The organism is Halpernia sp. GG3, assembly GCF_052976925.2.
In genome coordinates, this window is the sequence record NZ_JBRIIR020000017.1 from 545,457 (window position 1) to 563,244 (window position 17,788).

Below are 17,788 nucleotides of genomic sequence, written 5' to 3' on the forward strand. Positions count from 1 at the left end.
GCAAATGTTGCACGCTGAAGCAAACAAATTTATATGCCAAAAATAAGATTAAATAAAGCAGTTAAGGAACTTAACATTTCTATCCCAAGAGCCGTAGATTTTCTACAGACTCAAGGTATGGACGTTGAGAATAATCCAAATACTGTATTAGAAGAAAAGGCATTTTCTGCATTGGAGGCGGAATTCCGTAAAGACGGAGAACAGAAAAAGGCTTCTCATGAAGTGGTAATTGCTAAAGTTCCGGAAGAGAAACTTCAGATTGAGGTGCAAAGAGCGCCAGAAGTTATCAGAGCTAAAGCTGATCCACAACCTGAAACTAAAATTTTGGGAAAAATTGATTTAAATCCAGTAAAACCTACGGTTGAACAGCCAAAAGTTGATGAGGTACAAGTTAAAGCGGTAGAAGTTCCTGCGCAGAAGCTGGAAGAGGTTGCAAAATCAGAAACCGTAAAGCAACCAGAGAAAAAGGAATTTAAAGTTTTGGACAAAATAGACTTGTCCCAGATTGAGGGAACAAGACCTAGAAATTCCAGGAAAGAAAGTCCGAAGGTTGAAAAACCTGTTATCGAGGAAAGATCAGTCATTGAACAGCCGGTAAAAGCTGCAATTCCTGAGCCTGTAGTAGGCATTGTCACAAATACAGTACCTGAGGAGCCAGAATCACAAGTGATTGAGACAGTTTACAAAAAACTGGAAGGTGTAAAAATATTGAAGCAGACCGTTGATTTGTCTCAATTTAATAAACCTAAACCCGCAGCAGGAGCAAATAAAAAGAAACGTAAAAGAATTGAAAAACCTGCAACTCCAGGTGCTTCAAATACTGGCGCAACCGGAGCAGCTGGTCCAGGAGGTGCAAACCGTCCGCCACAGCAAAACCGTCCGGGTGGTCCAGGAAATAATAATAATCGTGGTGGGGGAAGCCCGAGACCAGGAACCAGCAGACGTAGTACAGGACCTTCAATGCCTGTAGAATTAACTGAAGAGCAGGTAAAAAATCAAATTAAAGAAACTTTAGAAAAATTAACCAATAAAAAAGGGAAATCTAAAGGATCTAAATATAGAAAGGAGAAAAGAGTTTACAGAAGAGAACAGGATGATCTTCAAAACGAGGCCGACGCAAGAGACACAACTTTAAAAGTGACAGAATTTATTTCTGTAGGTGAACTTGCAAGTTTAATGGAAGTAAGTCCAATGGAAGTAATTTCCGCATGTTTCTCTTTAGGCGTTATGGTTACAATGAACCAACGTTTAGAAGCAGATACACTTTTATTAGTTGCCGATGAATTTGGTTTTAAAATAGAATTTTCCGATGCAGATTTAGAAGAATCTATTACAGAAATTGAAGCTGATGCACCAGAAGATTTACTGAGCCGTGCGCCTATTGTTACAGTGATGGGACATGTTGATCACGGTAAAACATCTTTATTAGATTATATTAGAAAAACAAATGTAATCGCTGGTGAGTCCGGTGGAATTACACAACACATAGGTGCTTATAACGTAGAGTTGGAAACTGGCCAAAGAATCACATTTTTAGATACGCCTGGTCACGAAGCCTTTACAGCAATGAGAGCGCGTGGTGCGCAGGTTACAGATATTGCAATTATTGTAATTGCAGCAGATGATGACGTAATGCCACAAACTAAAGAAGCAATTGCTCATGCGCAGGCTGCTGGAGTTCCGATGATCATTGCTTTAAACAAAATGGACAGGCCTGGTGCTAATCCTGACAAAGTTCGGGAACAACTTTCTGCCATGAACGTTTTGGTAGAGGAATGGGGCGGAAACGTGCAGTCTCAGGAAGTTTCCGCAAAAGTAGGAACAAATATGGAGGCTCTTTTAGAAAAAGTATTATTACAAGCAGAATTATTAGAATTAACTGCCAATCCAGATAAATTAGGTCAGGGTGTTGTAATTGAAGCATCATTAGATAAAGGACGTGGATATGTTTCAACTGTTTTAGTACAATCAGGAACTTTAAAAATCGGTGATTATGTTCTTGCAGGAACTAATCATGGTAAAATAAAAGCAATGCTTGATGAGCGTGGTAATCCTTTAGAAACTGCGGGTCCAGCGATTCCGGTAACAATTTTAGGATTAGATGGCGCGCCTACAGCAGGGGATAAATTTCGGGTATTCACAGATGAGAAAGAGGCAAAAACTATTGCTAATAAAAGAGATCAGTTACAAAGAGAGCAATCTATACGTACTAAGAAACATTTAACGTTAGATGAAATAGGACGTAGAATTGCATTAGGTGAATTTAAAGAACTTAATATTATCTTGAAAGGTGATGTGGATGGTTCTGTAGAAGCACTTTCTGATATGTTAGTGAGATTATCTACGGAAGAAATTCAGGTTAATATTTTACATAAAGGAGTTGGTCAGATCACAGAAAGTGATATTTTATTAGCGACGGCTTCCGATGCAATTGTTATTGGCTTCAATGTAAGAGCTGGTGCGAATGCAAAAGAATTAGCTGACAAGGAAGAAATTGAGATCAGAACTTACTCAGTTATTTATGACGCCATTGATGAGGTAAAAGAAGCCATGGAGGGTATGCTTTCACCAGAAATTAAAGAGCAGGTTATAGGTAATGTAGAAATACGAGAAACTTTCAAAATCACAAAAGTGGGTACAATTGCAGGTTGTATGGTGCTAACCGGAAAAGTGACCAGAAATTCTAACATCAGATTATTACGTGACGGAATCGTTAAATTTGACGGTAAACTGGAAAGTTTGAAGCGCTTTAAAGATGATGTGAAAGAAGTGACTAAAGGTTATGAATGTGGTCTTAATATTAAGGGTTACAATGATATAGAGGCAGGTGACATCTTGGAGGTTTATGAAGAAATTTCTGTAAAGAAGACTCTAAAATAGATCAAAATTTTTAATTTGTTCTAAAATTTTAAATCCCGCAATTTTTTGCGGGATTTTTTTATTGGTATGTAAATATAGGATTAAGATAGAATGTCTAATAGGAAGATTTTAAATTGAGGATCATCTAGTTCAAAATAGAAATATTAAATTATTATAAATTTTTTAATTATACGAACTGAAATTAGATAATTAATTCTTTGTTAATAAAACCTTAAAATTTACCGTTAAGTTCTAATTGTTGTCTGATTTTAGGTTCGCAATTGTAATCTTTTCTTTTACTTATTGCAAACGTTTGCTACGTTTAGATGAATATTTCGCTAGATATAAACAATTTTAAAAAAAAATATTAAAAGTTGTGTATGTTAATATTATTTAACATCTTTGCCCTTTAATATTAAAATAATCTTAATATGAATTTAAAATTACGTGTAGTAAGTATGGCAGCGGTTTTCTTTACCGGATCTTTAATGGTAGCGCAAAGAACACCCCGTGCTAAAAATGATACTATTTCCAATGAAAAAACAATCGATGAGGTTGTTGTTACTGGTTATAGAACTACCACCAAGAAAAAGGCGGTAACAACTGTAACCACTATAAATAGTGAAACTCTTGAAAGCAGACCAAATGCCAATGTATTAAGTACATTGCAGGGTCAGGCTGCAGGTGTAAACATTGCATCAGGATCAGGGCAACCTGGATCTAAGCCTACGGTTATCATTAGAGGTATTTCTACCATCAATGGTAGTTCCGATCCTCTATATGTTATTGATGGATTTCCATCTAACAGTGATAGTTTTGCGGCAATTAACCCAAATGATATAGCATCACTTTCTATTTTGAAGGACGCATCAGCAATATCAGAGTACGGTTCACGTGGTGCTAACGGTGTTATTTTGATTACTACAAAAACAGGTAGGTTTAATCAGAAAATATCCTTAAGGTATTCAGCTATTTTTGGTGTTTCTACACTACAGGATCCAAAATATAAGTATGCGAACGCTTCTCAGGAGTTAACATTGCAAAAAAGATTTGGAGTTGGGTTAGGTGCTACTTTAACACAGTCTCAAATTGATGCATATCCAATCAATACAAACTGGAGAAATGTATTTTTTGCTCCAGCAATTACTCAGAGTCATGATTTATCAATTACTTCTGGAGGTGAAAATTTAAATTCTTATACTTCTTTTGGTTACTATAATCAGGATGGTATTCTTAAATCTACCAACCTTAACAGATTTACCGTTAGAAACAATATTGATGGAAGATCTACAAACAAGAGATTTAAATATTCACTTAATACTGGTTTAGGCTATAACAAAAATAATATTGCTAACAACCTTGGTACGGGTGCTGTAAATAGAAATTATATTTTAGGTGCATTTGCTGGCGCTGCATACTTAGACCCAAATCTTTACCAACCAGGAAATGGTCAACAGGTTTTAGATTTATACAAATTGCCACTTGGAGGACTTTTATATACGCCTTTGTTTTTACAGGATAAATTAGCAAATTATACTACATTAACGGATAATATTCGTTTGGATATGGCAGCTAGTGCTTCTTATAAAATAACAAATGATATTACTGCTTCAGTTAGAACTTCTGGACAATATTTAGGTAGTACTTACTTTCAGTCAGAATTTCCAAACTCTTTTAATGCTTTATTATTTAAAGGAAATAATTTATATGGAGGATTTGAGGACAACAATAGCCAAAAAGAATTTTTGTTTAATAATCTTTACTCTTTAAGATATGATAAAAAAATAGGAAAACATACATTTGGTTTACAAGGTAATGGTGAGTATAACTATTCACAACTAAGCGGTATTTTTATTAGAAGAAATGGACTATTGCCTAAAACTTATGTACCAGGTTCTGGTGTTGGTTATGCTGGTTATGATGGTTCTGCTAATAGTCCTTACGTGCCAGTAACATCACAATTTAATGCTAAGCTAGCTCTAATTTCTTATTTTGCATCTTTCGACTATGATTACGATGGAAAATTTGGTATTCTTGCAACAGGCAGGAGAGATGGAGCAAGTGTATTTGCAAAAGATAAACAATTTGGTAATTTTTGGGCACTTGGTGGACGTATTAATTTAGAATCCTTTATTAAGAGTTCAGATATTCAAATGTTGAAATTACACGGTTCTATAGGAACTGCAGGTAACCAAAGATTCTTAAGTGGAACTATAGGGACATTTAATACAGGAGGAACAGTTTACCAAACAACTAATCCGCCAAGATATGCAGATGTTTTTGCTCAAGGGAACAATGTATATAATGGTCAGCAAGGTTATTCAGCAGCGTTCGGATATCCCGATCTAAGATGGGAAACTACTAAAAATATTGATTTAGCTGTTGATTTTGATTTATTCAGAAGACTATCTGGTTCGGTTGGTGTTTACGAGAAAACAACTTCTGATCTATTTTTGGCAACACCACAAAGTCCAGTATTAGGTTCAACAAGCATTACTCAAAACTCACCTGTTAAAATACAGAATAGAGGGGTTGAGGTGGATATTAAATATGATGTAATCAAAAATGAAAACATGCAGTTTTCTGTTAGAGGAAATGGATCTTACAACAGAAACAGAGTTAAAAGTTTCGTACCAGAAATTGATGGTGGTTTAACCACTATTAAAGATGGCGCATCCTTATATGAATATAAAGTTTACCACTATGCTGGCGTAAATCAATCAAATGGTAATCTTTTATTTAATGATAAAAACGGTAACCTTACAGAAAACCCTGTAGATGGTGACCGACAGTTAACAGGAAAGAATTACTTACCTAAATACCAAGGTGGTTTTGGTTTTGATTTCAAATACAAAGGATTCTTTGCTTCTACATCATTCTCTTTCGTACAGGATATCTGGAGATATGATTATGATTTGTCAGGATATTTAACACCGAGTAACTTATCGAACTTTAATGTTAGTACAGATTTGTTAAACGCTTGGACGCCAACTAATACAAATACTAATATTCCGTCTTTAACTGCGAATTTGTCTTCTCAGGGAAGTTCAGATAGATTTTTAAGAGATGCTTCGTATGTAAGACTTAGAAATGCACAAATTGGATACGAATTACCAAAAAAATATTATGTTGGTACACCGATTACAAGTCTTTCTGTAACTTTGCAGGGTGAGAATTTAGTAACGTGGACTAAATGGCAAGGTTTTGACGCAGAAAGTAGTAGAGCTGCCGACCAATACCAATATCCAACACCTAGAATTTATACTTTAGGTTTATCGGTTAAATTTTAATTTTAAAAATAGTATAAAAATGAATAAAAATATAATAAAATCAATCTTATTCGGAGGTCTTATGTTAACCTCTTGTAATCGAGACTTATTAAACGCCTACACCCCGGGAGCTCTTACACAGCAAGTGGCGATTAAGACACCAGCAGATCTAGTGCTGTTATTAAACACGGGTTATGCAAATATTAATTCACGAATAGAATCTCAGCAGGTTTCAGTTTTTACAGATGAAGTTGGTATCGGGAGTAACAACGGTGGCCAAGGTATTCAAAATGATAATGAATATTTATTTGGAGTTACACCACAAACTGTATTTCCTAGTGCAACTTGGACTGACAATTACATAGCATTAGCTTATATTAACAGAGTGATTGAATTTGCAGCTCTTGTTCCAGCAACTTCTACTGCAGACAAAGATTTAGTTAGTAAAACTTTAGCACAAGCTTACGCACTTAGAGCTTTCTGTCATTTGAAGATTTTGGCTTACTTTAGTACAGATCTAAATTCTGATACCGCGCTTGCTGGTATACTTGCAGATCGATCTTTTGATTCTACTGTTGCAAATAACAGACCTCGTGCAACCAACAAACAGTTTTATGATCTTATTCAAAGTGATTGTGATAAATCAATTGCGTTGTATAATGCTTTGTCAGCTGCTGGTTTGGATAAAACGACAGCAAATAAATTTTTTGCGCTAGGATTGAAAGCGCGTGCTTATTTGTACAAAGGTGATTATCCAAATGCAGAAACTTTTGCTAACCAAGTAATTGCGCAGTCTGGTTTAACATTAGCCAATACCGCAGCGTCTTACCAACAAATATTTTTCACGGATAACGAAGCGTCAAACGTTGAAACAATATTCAGACTAAAAAGAACGCCCGCTCAAAATGCACAGACTTATAATCTACACAATGCTTGGGTGTCCGTAACACCTAATTTTGCAGGCTCACCATTTTATGACATCAGTAGAGCACTTTATAACAAACTAGCTGCAAATCAAAATGATTACCGTTACGGAACAATTGTAGCACCTAGTTCTTTGATAAATCCAAATTATGCAACTGCATCAGATTTCAGAACTTCTGATCAATTGATTATTAATAAACATGGTGGAACAGCCGTTGGAAGTACTACTGCAGCAACCTCTGCAACAGGTGGTCTTACTAATGATATTAAAATCATGAGATTATCTGAGATGTACTTTATCAAAGCTGAAGCTCGTGCAGCAGCATCAGATCCTGCAGGTGCAGCTTTGGCTGTGAATGCTGTGAAGGCCGCAAGATATACTTCTGGTTATACACCTGATGTATATGGTTCAACTCAAGCTGCATGGGCTGGTATTTTAGATCAAAGAAGATTAGAATTTGCTTTTGAAGGCTATAGATTTATTGATCTTAAAAGAATCGGCGCAAAAGCGGGTGAAGGAATTGACAGAGATCCAGCGGATTACTCTTCTCCTTCTTCTAATTATCCGGGAGCAAATCCTGCAAATTTACCGCTATCAAGCTTTAAATTTGCCCTGCCAATTCCAACAGTAGAATTGACTGCTAATAATGTAATTACACAAAACCCAGGATATTAATATTATCCTTAAAATTTAATAAAATGAAAAAAATATTTTCAATATTAACAATTTTTGCACTGATGTTTGTCGTAAACTCATGCAGGAATGACGGCGAATTGGCTTACAATGGAGATTCTCTTCTATTGTTTAATTCTCCACAAAGTTCTGCCAATACAACTGTAGTTTCTGGTGGAGGTAACACAACCTATAATGTAACTTTTGGTGTTTTAAAACAAGCAGCAGCAGATAGTGACGTTACCTTAGTTGTAGATGCAGCAAATTCTACAGCAAAAGAAGGTGTAGATTATACGATCGCTAATAAAACAATCACTTTAAAAAATGGCACTGCAACAGGTTCTTTTCCTATAATATTGTTAGAAAGTGGTGCTACTTTGGCTGGAAAATCTATTGCTTTCAAATTGCAATCTAATTCACTTAAGAATGCGAATTTTAATCAAGATTTTAAGTTAAATATATCTTTAGCTTGTCCATTCGTTAACACTAAGTTTACTGGAAATTATAAGGTCGTAACTGATACTTGGCAAGATTATAACGTAGGTGATCTTGTACCAGTTACGCCTGGGACGGCTGCAAACCAAATTTTTGTCAGAGCAACTAATGATCCTTATGTACAAAATGGTGCATCTGCATACATGATTTTAACAGTAGCTGCTGATGGTACCTTCACAGTAGTATCTAATACAAATTTTGTTTATAGTGCTGCTAATGGTGGACCTTTAGCTGTAACTGGCTCAGGAAAGGTAGATAGATGTAGTGGAGATATTACTATTAATCCGCTTAATTATGGAAACTACAAAAATTATGTTTTCGTGTTAAAAAAGCAGTAATTTAATTCTAATAAATTTTTCAATTAATCCACCTCATTTGCGAGGTGGATTTTTTATTTCTAATACTGTTTTCAAGGTTTTTTATTTCCACTCATTTCTTTACATTTGTAATTCCAATATTATTTAATGAAATATCTTTTTCTAAGCCTTTTCTTTTGTCTTTCTTTGAAAGCGCAGGTTATTAATAAAACAGACAACAAAAAAGTGAAATCAAGCGATACTTTGGTCGTCGATTCTGGCGTTAAAGATTCTTTGAAAATATTTAAACCAAATATTAATGATTATAAGTATCAAACCCAGTTTTCAGAAAAGAAAATTTTTGATACAGTTCTCTCACCAGTTAAAACGTTTATTTTTTCTCAGTACAACAATCAGGATAATTTTGGAAAGATTCAGTTTGCAAATGTTGGTTCGGGTTTTCAAGATCTCGTTTATAGCGTCAACACAGAAAAAAATCTAAACTTACTTCCCGAGAATAAATCATTTAACATTATAACTATCGGTGATGTAAAATATTATGATGTAAAAACTCCTACTACGGCGTTCATCTATCATAATTCGGTTAATAATGGTGCAATCTTAAACTCAACTTACACCCAAAATATCGGTTCGCGTTTTAATTTCGCTGTAGAATATTATGGCTTGCGATCTTTGGGTAATTATCGAAATAGTTTGGCAGCAAGCAACAATACTTCCTTTTCTGGACATTATATCTCAAAAAATAAGCGGTATGAATTTTTCGCACATTATTTAAGTCAAAATGTTAATAATCAAGATTATGGCGGTATTACAGATGTTGGCTTATTTCGTAGTGGTGATAGCAGATTCAATAATCGGCAGAATTTTCAGGTTAATTTGTCTAATTCCAATTCTGAATTTAAGTACAGAAGGTATTATTTCAGCCAGGAATTTGCACCCTTTGATATTGAAAAATATCCCTTTAAAATCCGACACACAATCTACAATCAAAGTAATAAATATTATTTAGGAAATGCTTTAGAACCATTCTATTATTCTTTTCCTTCAGACTTGGTTGTTAATTTTCCACCATTTACAAAAAAATACTCCAATAATTTAAGTAATACTCTAAGCTTGGTTTTTGATAAGGAAAAATTTAAATTTGATGCTGGACTACGTTATCAAATTATAAAAACAGGCGCGACTCCCGGCATTATTTCTTCTTTATATACAATTCCTACAGAAATTTCCGAAAATAGAATTGGTGCAGTAGGAAATCTTACGATCAAGTTATTGAATAAAATTGACGTTAAATCATTTTTTGAATTTTCTCAAGGGAAATCTTTTGGAACTTACGTGCGTTCTCAAAATATCCTAAATTTTGAACCTATAAAAGGCTATGTTCTTGATGCACATGTTAATTTTCAATCTGCATCGCCTACTTTCAATCAATTGGAAAATACTTCCGTGTATCGAAAATTTAATTATTACTTAAAAGATGCAAAAAACGAGAGCGTCACAGATATTGGTGGTAAAATAAATTTGAAGTGGTTCAATGCGCAAGTTTTTGGAAATTATTACAGAATTGATAATTATACCTATTTTGATCAATTTGCACAACCGCAGCAAAGTGGTACTTCATTAAATATATCTCAAATAGGAGGTGAGGCAACTTTGGATTATTCTAAATTTCATTTGAATGGAAAGGTATTGTTTCAAAGTGCTTTAACAAATAAAGAACTTTTGCCGATGCCTAATTTCATAGGTCGATTAAATTTTTATTATCAAACCAAGGCATTTAAAGGTGCGGCAGAAATTCAGACCGGTTTAAAAGTATATTATTTCACGAAATTTGCCTCGCGCAACTATTTTCCTGTTTTGAACGAATTTATTCTGCCAGATTCAAATTCCTATTCTATTGGTGGACAGCCTATCGCTGATGCTTATTTTAATTTAAAAGTAAAAAGACTCATTTTCTTTGTTGAAGCCGAGCATTTTAACACAACATTCTCTCAAAATAAATCTTTCACAGCGCCAAATTATCCGCTTTACGATTTTCGTTTAAATATTGGAATTGTATGGTATTTGTTTAATTAATTTCTGAAAATTTTACTATTTTCTACTAAAAAATAATGTTTTGAAAAAAAAATCCAGCTTAAATTTTACAGATATAATTTCCATTCCACAGCTCATCAAAGATTTTTTGAATGGTAAGTTTCCGGAATTTTTAGAAGATGGATTTAGTTTGGACAATTTTAAAACTAAAATTGAAAGTAAATCAAAAAATTTTTCGGCAGAAAAACGAAGAAATCTTTGCTCAGTTTTAGAAAATCAAACTTTAAAACTTGAATTGTCTGATTTACAAAAAGAAAATATTTCCTTGCTAAAAAATGATAATACGTTCACCATTACAACTGGTCATCAATTAAATCTTTTCAGCGGACCGGTTTTTTTCGTTTATAAAATTTTACAAACTATTAAAACTGCGGTTTATTTAAAGCAAAATTTTCCTTCAAGTGATTTTGTGCCCATTTTTTGGATGGCAACCGAAGATCATGATTTTGAAGAAATCAATCATTTCAAAACGGAACACCATTATTATGAATTTAAAGCGGAGTCTGGAGGAGTTGTGGGTAAAATTAAATTAGAAGATCTAGCCTTTATAAAATCTTTTGAAGACGAATTTAAAGATGATATTTATGGAACGGAATTAATTCTGCTCCTGAAAAAGGCTTATCAAAAAGGTGAAAATTTAACTTCTGCCACAAGATTTTTTGTAAACGAACTGTTTTCTAAATATGGTTTATTAATGCTTGACGGAGATGACCGACTTTTAAAATCTGAAATGGAATCAATCTTTCAGTCCGAATTGTTAAATCAGGATTTATTTAATTCTTCTGAAAGTGCGATTATAAAATTAACTGATCTTTATGGTAAAGTGCAGGTTAACCCACGCGAAATAAATTTATTTTATCTGTCTGAAACGCGAAATAGAATTGAATTTGATGGGGAAGTTTTTTTAATTTTAGATACAGATCTAAAATTTGCAAAAGATGAAATTCTTTTAGAACTGAAAAATCATCCTGAAAAATTCAGTCCAAATGCGGTTCTAAGACCAGCTTATCAGGAAAATGTTTTACCAAATATAGTTTATATTGGTGGAAATGCAGAAATTATGTATTGGCTTGAATTGAAAGATTTTTTTAAAAAAATTAAAGTTGATTTTCCAGTTCTTATTCCCAGAAATTCAATGCTTTGGCTGCCGGAAAAAGTCTTCTCAAAACTGGACAAATTAAATCTAAATATTGCTGATTATTTTAGAAACTTTGATTTTCTGATTAAAGAGAAATTACTAAAAAACAATCGAATTTTAGGTAAAATAAACGAAACCAACGAAGTATTAAAAATCCAGTTTGACACTTTAAAAAATGAAGCATCGAAGACAGATATAACCTTTTGTAATTTAGTAGAAGCCGAAGAAACGCGCCAGTTAAAATCTTTTAAAAGAATGGAAAAACGTTTATTGCGTGCAGAAAAAATTAAAAATTCTGAACAGCTAAATCGAATGGAGCAGCTGTTTCTAGATATTCATCCGGGAAAAACTTGGCAGGAACGTGTTTTTAATTTCTCAGTTTTTTTTAGTGTATTAGGACAGGATTTCATTGAGAAATCTTATGAGGAAATGAATGTCGAAAATTCAGAATTAATAATCCTTGAGGTTTAATTTGAAAGACTTATTTTTGTAAAATATTAAGACTATTTAATGATTAAGCAATTCCTCTTTTTATCTGGCCTTTTATTGAGTTTAAGTGCTATTGCACAGAAAACACATGTCGTTGTAAAAGGCGATAATCCTTACAATATTTCGAAGAAATATGGCATTACGCTGGACCAACTTTACAAATTAAATCCACAGGCAAAAACAATTCTGTCATTGGGCGAGGTTCTTAAAATTGATGAAAATTCTACGCAAACTACGGTTAAAAATTCTGCGGTTTCAAATAAAACTTCTGGCAAAATAATTTTGCAGCCGAAGCAAACTATTTATGGAATTACAAAACAATATCATATTTCAGAAGCAGAATTACGCGTTCTGAATGTGGATTTGGACAATAATATGAAAATTGGCGACGAAGTTATTTTGCCTTCGAACTTAATTTCAAAATATGCTAGGAATCAACCTTTAGCTTCTGCAGAAAAGACTTTCGTTAAATTACAGGAAATTCCGAAAGAGGTAGTTGAAAATAATTCTGCTAATTCCTACACTGTTGAAAGTAAAGATAATTATTATAGAATTACACGTAAATTTAATCTGACCCAAAAAGAATTATTTGCTTTGAATCCCCAATTGGAGCAAAATGGATTAAAACCGGGCGATCAAGTTATCGTAAAAGTAAGTGCGCAGAAAACGGCAAACGTTGACGCAAAAAGTACGAAAGAAACGGCAAAAATTGAAGTTGAAAATGCTCCTTCAAATACAGATGTGAGTTCTTTAAATGTGGACGAATTTGTGACTTATATAGTTCAGAAAGACGATACAGTTTTCGGCATTTTGAATAAATTTGGAATTACTTTAGACCAGTTAATTTCATTAAATCCATCTTTATCCGAAGGTTTAAAATCAGGGATGATCCTGAAAATTAAAAAATTACAGCCGGGTTATGAAAAGAAATCAGGTGATGCATTAAATGTCGTCTTAATGTTGCCTTTTGGTTTTGATACCAATGATTCTAAATACAGAAATCTTTCTTTAGATTTTCTTACAGGTGCAAAATTAGCAATCGAAAGAAATGTGAAAGCCGGTCAGAAATTAGATATAAAAATAATTGACGCAGGAAATGAGAAATCTTTTAAAAATAGTTTAACTCAGATTAATCCGGATAATACAGATTTAATTATTGGACCTTTTTTTAAATCCAGCGTTTTAGAAGTTTTAAATTTTGTAAAAAAACAAAATATTCCTGTAATTGCGCCTTTTGCAAATTCTTCGGATCTGTATGATTTTAGTAATTTGATAATTATCGAAACTAATGATAATATCTATGCAGATAGAGTGGCAAAAGAGGTAACCGATATTTTTTCTGATCAAAAAATATACATTGTTGCTGATAAAGATAAAATTCAAGCCAATTACATTAAAAGTATTTTAGAGAAAAATATAAAATCTTCCAATGTAGTTATTGTAAATTCATCTGCTGAAATCAGTGCCGATAAGAACATGATGACTGGCCAGTCTGCACCAATTATTGCTATCTTGGCAACTGATGATGAAAATGAAGGTGCAAAATTCGCTGCTAAAATGATTGATATTTCAAAAGAAAATACAGGAAACAAGGCTTTTAGTATGTACTATAATTCTTCTTTCGATAAATTTTCAGATGATTTGAGCCAAGTAAATTTGGTTTATTTAATGGATCGTAAGATCAATATGGATGGTCCATTTGAGAAGGAAGTTCTTGCAGATTATAAAAAGAAGTATTGTAAAACACCGTCGAAATATTCAGTAATTGGTTTTGATGTAGTTAATGATATTTTAAGTAGAGAGAATAAAAAAGGTGAAGTTTTTAAGCTAATAAATAAAGTTCAGACCCAGTTAGCGACTAAATTTGAATTTGTGAGAGCTAGAGAAAATGGAGCCTATCAAAACACAGGTTATAGGGTTGTAAGGCTTTTACCACAGAATTAAGATTATTTAAAAATTTATGAAAGCACTCGTATTTCCGGGGCAAGGCTCACAATATGTGGGGATGGGAAAAGATTTATATGAAATCCGAAAGGACATAAAAGATTTGATGAATTCTGCCAATGACATTTTAGGATTTGATATTCTTTCAATCATGTTTACTGGCACCGAAGAAGATTTAAAAAAAACCCAAGTTACGCAACCAGCTATTTTTATTCATTCTGTTGCGGCTGTTAAAGCAGCTTATGCGATTGGAGCTGAAATGGTTGCTGGACATTCATTAGGTGAGTTTTCAGCATTAGTTGCTAACGGAGTTCTTTCTTTTGAAGATGGTTTGAAATTAGTTTCTGCGCGTGCTTTAGCGATGCAGGAAGCGTGTGATGTAAATCCCAGTTCAATGGCAGCAATTTTAGGTTTGCCAGACGAAAAGATAGAGCAAATTTGTGCAGAGATTGACGGTATTGTAGTTCCCGCAAACTATAACTGTCCTGGTCAGTTGGTAATTTCTGGTGAAACAGGAGCTGTTCAAAGAGCTTGCGAAGCTTTAAAAAGTGCCGGTGCAAAAAGAGCTCTTTTATTGCCGGTAAATGGTGCGTTTCATTCGCCTTTAATGGAACCAGCGCAGAAAAAATTGTCAGAAGCGATTGCCAAGACTAAATTTAACAAAGCAACTTTGCCTATTTATCAAAATATTTCTACAACTGCTACTACAGATTTGGAAGAAATAAAGAAAAATCTGATCGCTCAGATGACTGGACCAGTAAAGTGGACGCAAATTATTCATAATATGATTAAAGACGGGGCGGATAGATTTGTAGAAGTGGGTCCAGGAAAAACTTTACAGGGTTTAATTAAAAAAATTAATCCTTCGGTGGAAACATCTTCTGCAATTTAAAAAAAAAGGCCGCTTTTAGTGGCTATTTTTATAACTTTATTTCCTTGAATTCAAATTCTTATTTTTCTCCGGGAAAACTATTACTCACCTCAGAATATCTGGTTCTTGACGGTGCTTTAGCTCTTGCTATTCCCACAAAGTTGGGTCAGGAAATGAGCGTGAAAGTAATTTGTGATGAGGGTCATTTAATTAATTGGAAAGCATTTCACGAAAATAAACCTTGGTTAAATTTAAAAATTGATTGTAAGAATTGGCAAGTTTTAGAAACTAATATTCCTAATTCTGCCGAATTTATTTTAAAGGTTTTTAAAATAATTGATGAGTTGAATCCAATTAAGTTTAAAGAAAATCTTACTTATCATTTTAAAACAAATTTACAGTTTCCGGCCAATTTTGGCTTAGGAAGCAGTTCCACATTAATGAATAATTTAGCACAATGGGCTGAAGTAAATCCCTTTTTGTTAAATGAAAAAAGTCTGGGTGGGAGCGGTTATGATATTGCGGTTGCAAAAGAAAATAGCGCAATTTTATTTCAAAAGATTAATGAAGTCAATCAAATAACTAAAGTTGAATTTAAGCCGGCTTTTATAAATGATTTAATTCTAATTCATCTTAATCAAAAACAAGACAGCAGGGAAGGAATAAATCATTATCGTTCAAAAAGTAAATCTGAAAAATTAGTGAAAGAATTTTCTGAGCTCACGGAAAGTATTTTAAAAGCTCAAACCATTGAAGAATTTTCTACTTTAATGGAAATTCACGAATCAAAATTGAGCGATTTTTTAGGACTTGAAACGGTCAAATCAAGACTTTTTTCAGATTGTCCTGTGTTTATAAAAAGTCTAGGTGCGTGGGGCGGGGATTTTATTCTTAGCAGAAAGTTCCCAGACTACAAAAATTATTTTATTTCGAAGAATTTTCCTACAGTGTTCGACTGGAATATCCTTGTTTAAAAGCGTTGAAGTGCTATTATCTCAAAATGAGAAATATCAGTCTTGTGATTAAGGGCTACTCTCCAAATTTTCAATAGATTTGTGAAATTGGCAACCTGAAAATTTTAAACAAAAATAAGCAATGAAAAATTCACATCTTAATTCTGCACTTCAGAAATTAGGCATTAAAAGTGCCCATGAAATTTCTTACAATCCAACTTATGAGGAACTTTTTCAGGCAGAAATATCTCCAAATAATCAAGGATTTGAAAAAGGTGTAGTGACAGAAAGTGGAGCTATTGCTGTAAAAACAGGAATTTTTACAGGTCGTTCGCCAAAAGATCGATTTATTGTAAAAGATGACGTTTCAAAAGATACGATACATTGGGACGGCAAGGTAAATGTTCCGACTAGCACGGAAGTTTTTAATGAATGTAAAGAAGTCGTTGTAAAACAATTGTCAACTTCTCCCAAACTTTACGTGGTAGATGCTTTTTGCGGGACTAATCCTGATACGCGTTTAAAAGTGAGATTTATAATGGAAGTGGCGTGGCAAGCGCATTTTGTGACTAATATGTTTATCCGGCCTTCTATTTATGATTTAGAAAATTTTGGTGAGCCCGATTTCGTAGTAATGAATGGATCTAAGGCCACTAATCCAAACTGGGAAAGACAAGGGTTAAGTTCTGAAAATTTTGTAATGTTCAATTTAACAGATAAAATTCAGATTATCGGCGGCACTTGGTATGGCGGTGAAATGAAAAAAGGGATGTTTTCTATGATGAATTATTATTTACCTCTTCGTGGAATTGCTTCAATGCACTGTTCTGCAAATGTAGGTGAAGATGGCGATGTTGCTGTGTTTTTTGGCCTTTCCGGTACCGGGAAAACAACACTTTCCGCGGATCCAAAACGGTATTTAATTGGTGATGATGAACATGGTTGGGATGATAAGGGCGTATTTAATTTCGAAGGAGGTTGTTATGCAAAAGTAATTGACCTTTCTCAGGAAAAAGAACCAGACATTTGGCATGCGATTAAAAGAGACGCGCTGTTAGAAAATGTGGTAACAGACGAAAATGGCGTAGTAGATTTTGCAGATAATTCCATTACAGAAAATACTAGAGTGGCCTATCCAATTTACAATATTAGCAAAATAGTATTGCCTTCAAAAGCAGGGCATGCAAAAAAAATAATATATTTATCTGCAGATGCTTTCGGCGTTTTACCTCCAGTTTCGATTCTTACCGATGAGCAAGCACAATACCACTTTTTGTGCGGCTATACTTCAAAATTAGCGGGTACAGAACTTGGAATAACTGAACCGACACCTTCATTTTCACCAGCATTTGGGGAAGCATTTCTGTCACTTCATCCAACAATGTACTCAAAAACGTTAATCGGTAAAATGAAAGAGCATGGTGCAAAAGCTTATTTAGTAAATACCGGTTGGAACGGAACGGGAAAGAGAATCTCTTTAAAAGACACGCGTGCCATTATTGATGCTATTTTAGATGGAAATATTGACAAAGTTAAAAAACAAACTGTTCCTGTGATGAATCTAGAATTCCCCACTTCACTTCCAGATGTTTCAGAAGGTATTTTAGACCCGCGCTCAACTTATGCAACTGCGCAGGATTGGGAAACAAAAGCCCGAGATTTAGCAGCACGTTATATTAAAAACTTTGAGCAATATTGTGACACAGAAGAAGGAAAATCTTTAATTCCTGCTGGTCCACAATTATAATTTTCAATAATATAC

At 33.8% G+C, this 17,788-nt stretch carries 10 protein-coding genes; all 10 read left to right on the forward strand.

Annotation, left to right across the window (positions count from 1 at the left end; all coding sequences use genetic code 11):
- The first annotated feature begins 33 nt into the window (after positions 1–33).
- The gene (gene infB, locus ACVBED_RS11960) at positions 34–2,880 is read left to right on the forward strand and encodes a translation initiation factor IF-2 (protein ID WP_473095044.1); all 2,847 of its coding nucleotides are present in this window, start codon (positions 34–36) and stop codon (positions 2,878–2,880) included.
- A 410-nt stretch (positions 2,881–3,290) separates the two neighbouring features.
- On the forward strand, positions 3,291–6,149 hold the full coding sequence (locus tag ACVBED_RS11965) for a SusC/RagA family TonB-linked outer membrane protein (protein ID WP_447120502.1): 2,859 nt from the start codon (positions 3,291–3,293) through the stop codon (positions 6,147–6,149).
- 19 nt (positions 6,150–6,168) lie between these two features.
- Positions 6,169–7,728 carry a RagB/SusD family nutrient uptake outer membrane protein gene (locus tag ACVBED_RS11970; protein ID WP_447120503.1) on the forward strand — a complete coding sequence of 520 codons (1,560 nt, stop codon included), beginning with the start codon at positions 6,169–6,171 and terminating at the stop codon, positions 7,726–7,728.
- 62 nt (positions 7,729–7,790) lie between these two features.
- Positions 7,791–8,558, forward strand: a complete 768-nt coding sequence (locus tag ACVBED_RS11975; RefSeq protein ID WP_447120504.1) for a DUF4843 domain-containing protein — start codon at positions 7,791–7,793, stop codon at positions 8,556–8,558.
- Positions 8,559–8,684: 126 nt separating this feature from the next.
- Positions 8,685–10,613, forward strand: coding sequence for a putative porin (locus ACVBED_RS11980; RefSeq protein WP_447120505.1), 1,929 nt, complete (start codon positions 8,685–8,687; stop codon positions 10,611–10,613).
- Positions 10,614–10,653: 40 nt separating this feature from the next.
- Complete coding sequence (bshC, locus tag ACVBED_RS11985; RefSeq protein ID WP_447120506.1) at positions 10,654–12,240, forward strand: bacillithiol biosynthesis cysteine-adding enzyme BshC; 1,587 nt, start codon at positions 10,654–10,656, stop codon at positions 12,238–12,240.
- A 39-nt stretch (positions 12,241–12,279) separates the two neighbouring features.
- A complete protein-coding gene (locus ACVBED_RS11990; protein ID WP_447120507.1) occupies positions 12,280–14,202 on the forward strand; it encodes a LysM peptidoglycan-binding domain-containing protein in 1,923 nt (640 codons plus the stop codon).
- Positions 14,203–14,218: 16 nt separating this feature from the next.
- Positions 14,219–15,094: an ACP S-malonyltransferase gene (gene fabD / locus ACVBED_RS11995; protein ID WP_447120508.1), complete on the forward strand. Its 876-nt coding sequence runs from the start codon at positions 14,219–14,221 to the stop codon at positions 15,092–15,094.
- Positions 15,095–15,138: 44 nt separating this feature from the next.
- Complete coding sequence (locus ACVBED_RS12000) at positions 15,139–16,047, forward strand: GYDIA family GHMP kinase (protein ID WP_447120509.1); 909 nt, start codon at positions 15,139–15,141, stop codon at positions 16,045–16,047.
- 121 nt (positions 16,048–16,168) lie between these two features.
- A complete protein-coding gene (pckA, locus tag ACVBED_RS12005; protein ID WP_447120510.1) occupies positions 16,169–17,773 on the forward strand; it encodes a phosphoenolpyruvate carboxykinase (ATP) in 1,605 nt (534 codons plus the stop codon).
- Positions 17,774–17,788 lie beyond the last annotated feature (15 nt).

Bases quoted from the DNA above. Each gene is read 5' to 3' on its own strand.
- infB (WP_473095044.1), top strand. From the start codon at position 34: ATGCCAAAAATAAGATTAAATAAAGCAGTTAAGGAACTTAACATTTCT.
- ACVBED_RS11965 (WP_447120502.1), top strand. From the start codon at position 3,291: ATGAATTTAAAATTACGTGTAGTAAGTATGGCAGCGGTTTTCTTTACC.
- ACVBED_RS11970 (WP_447120503.1), top strand. From the start codon at position 6,169: ATGAATAAAAATATAATAAAATCAATCTTATTCGGAGGTCTTATGTTA.
- ACVBED_RS11975 (WP_447120504.1), top strand. From the start codon at position 7,791: ATGTTTGTCGTAAACTCATGCAGGAATGACGGCGAATTGGCTTACAAT.
- ACVBED_RS11980 (WP_447120505.1), top strand. From the start codon at position 8,685: ATGAAATATCTTTTTCTAAGCCTTTTCTTTTGTCTTTCTTTGAAAGCG.
- ACVBED_RS11990 (WP_447120507.1), top strand. From the start codon at position 12,280: ATGATTAAGCAATTCCTCTTTTTATCTGGCCTTTTATTGAGTTTAAGT.
- fabD (WP_447120508.1), top strand. From the start codon at position 14,219: ATGAAAGCACTCGTATTTCCGGGGCAAGGCTCACAATATGTGGGGATG.
- pckA (WP_447120510.1), top strand. From the start codon at position 16,169: ATGAAAAATTCACATCTTAATTCTGCACTTCAGAAATTAGGCATTAAA.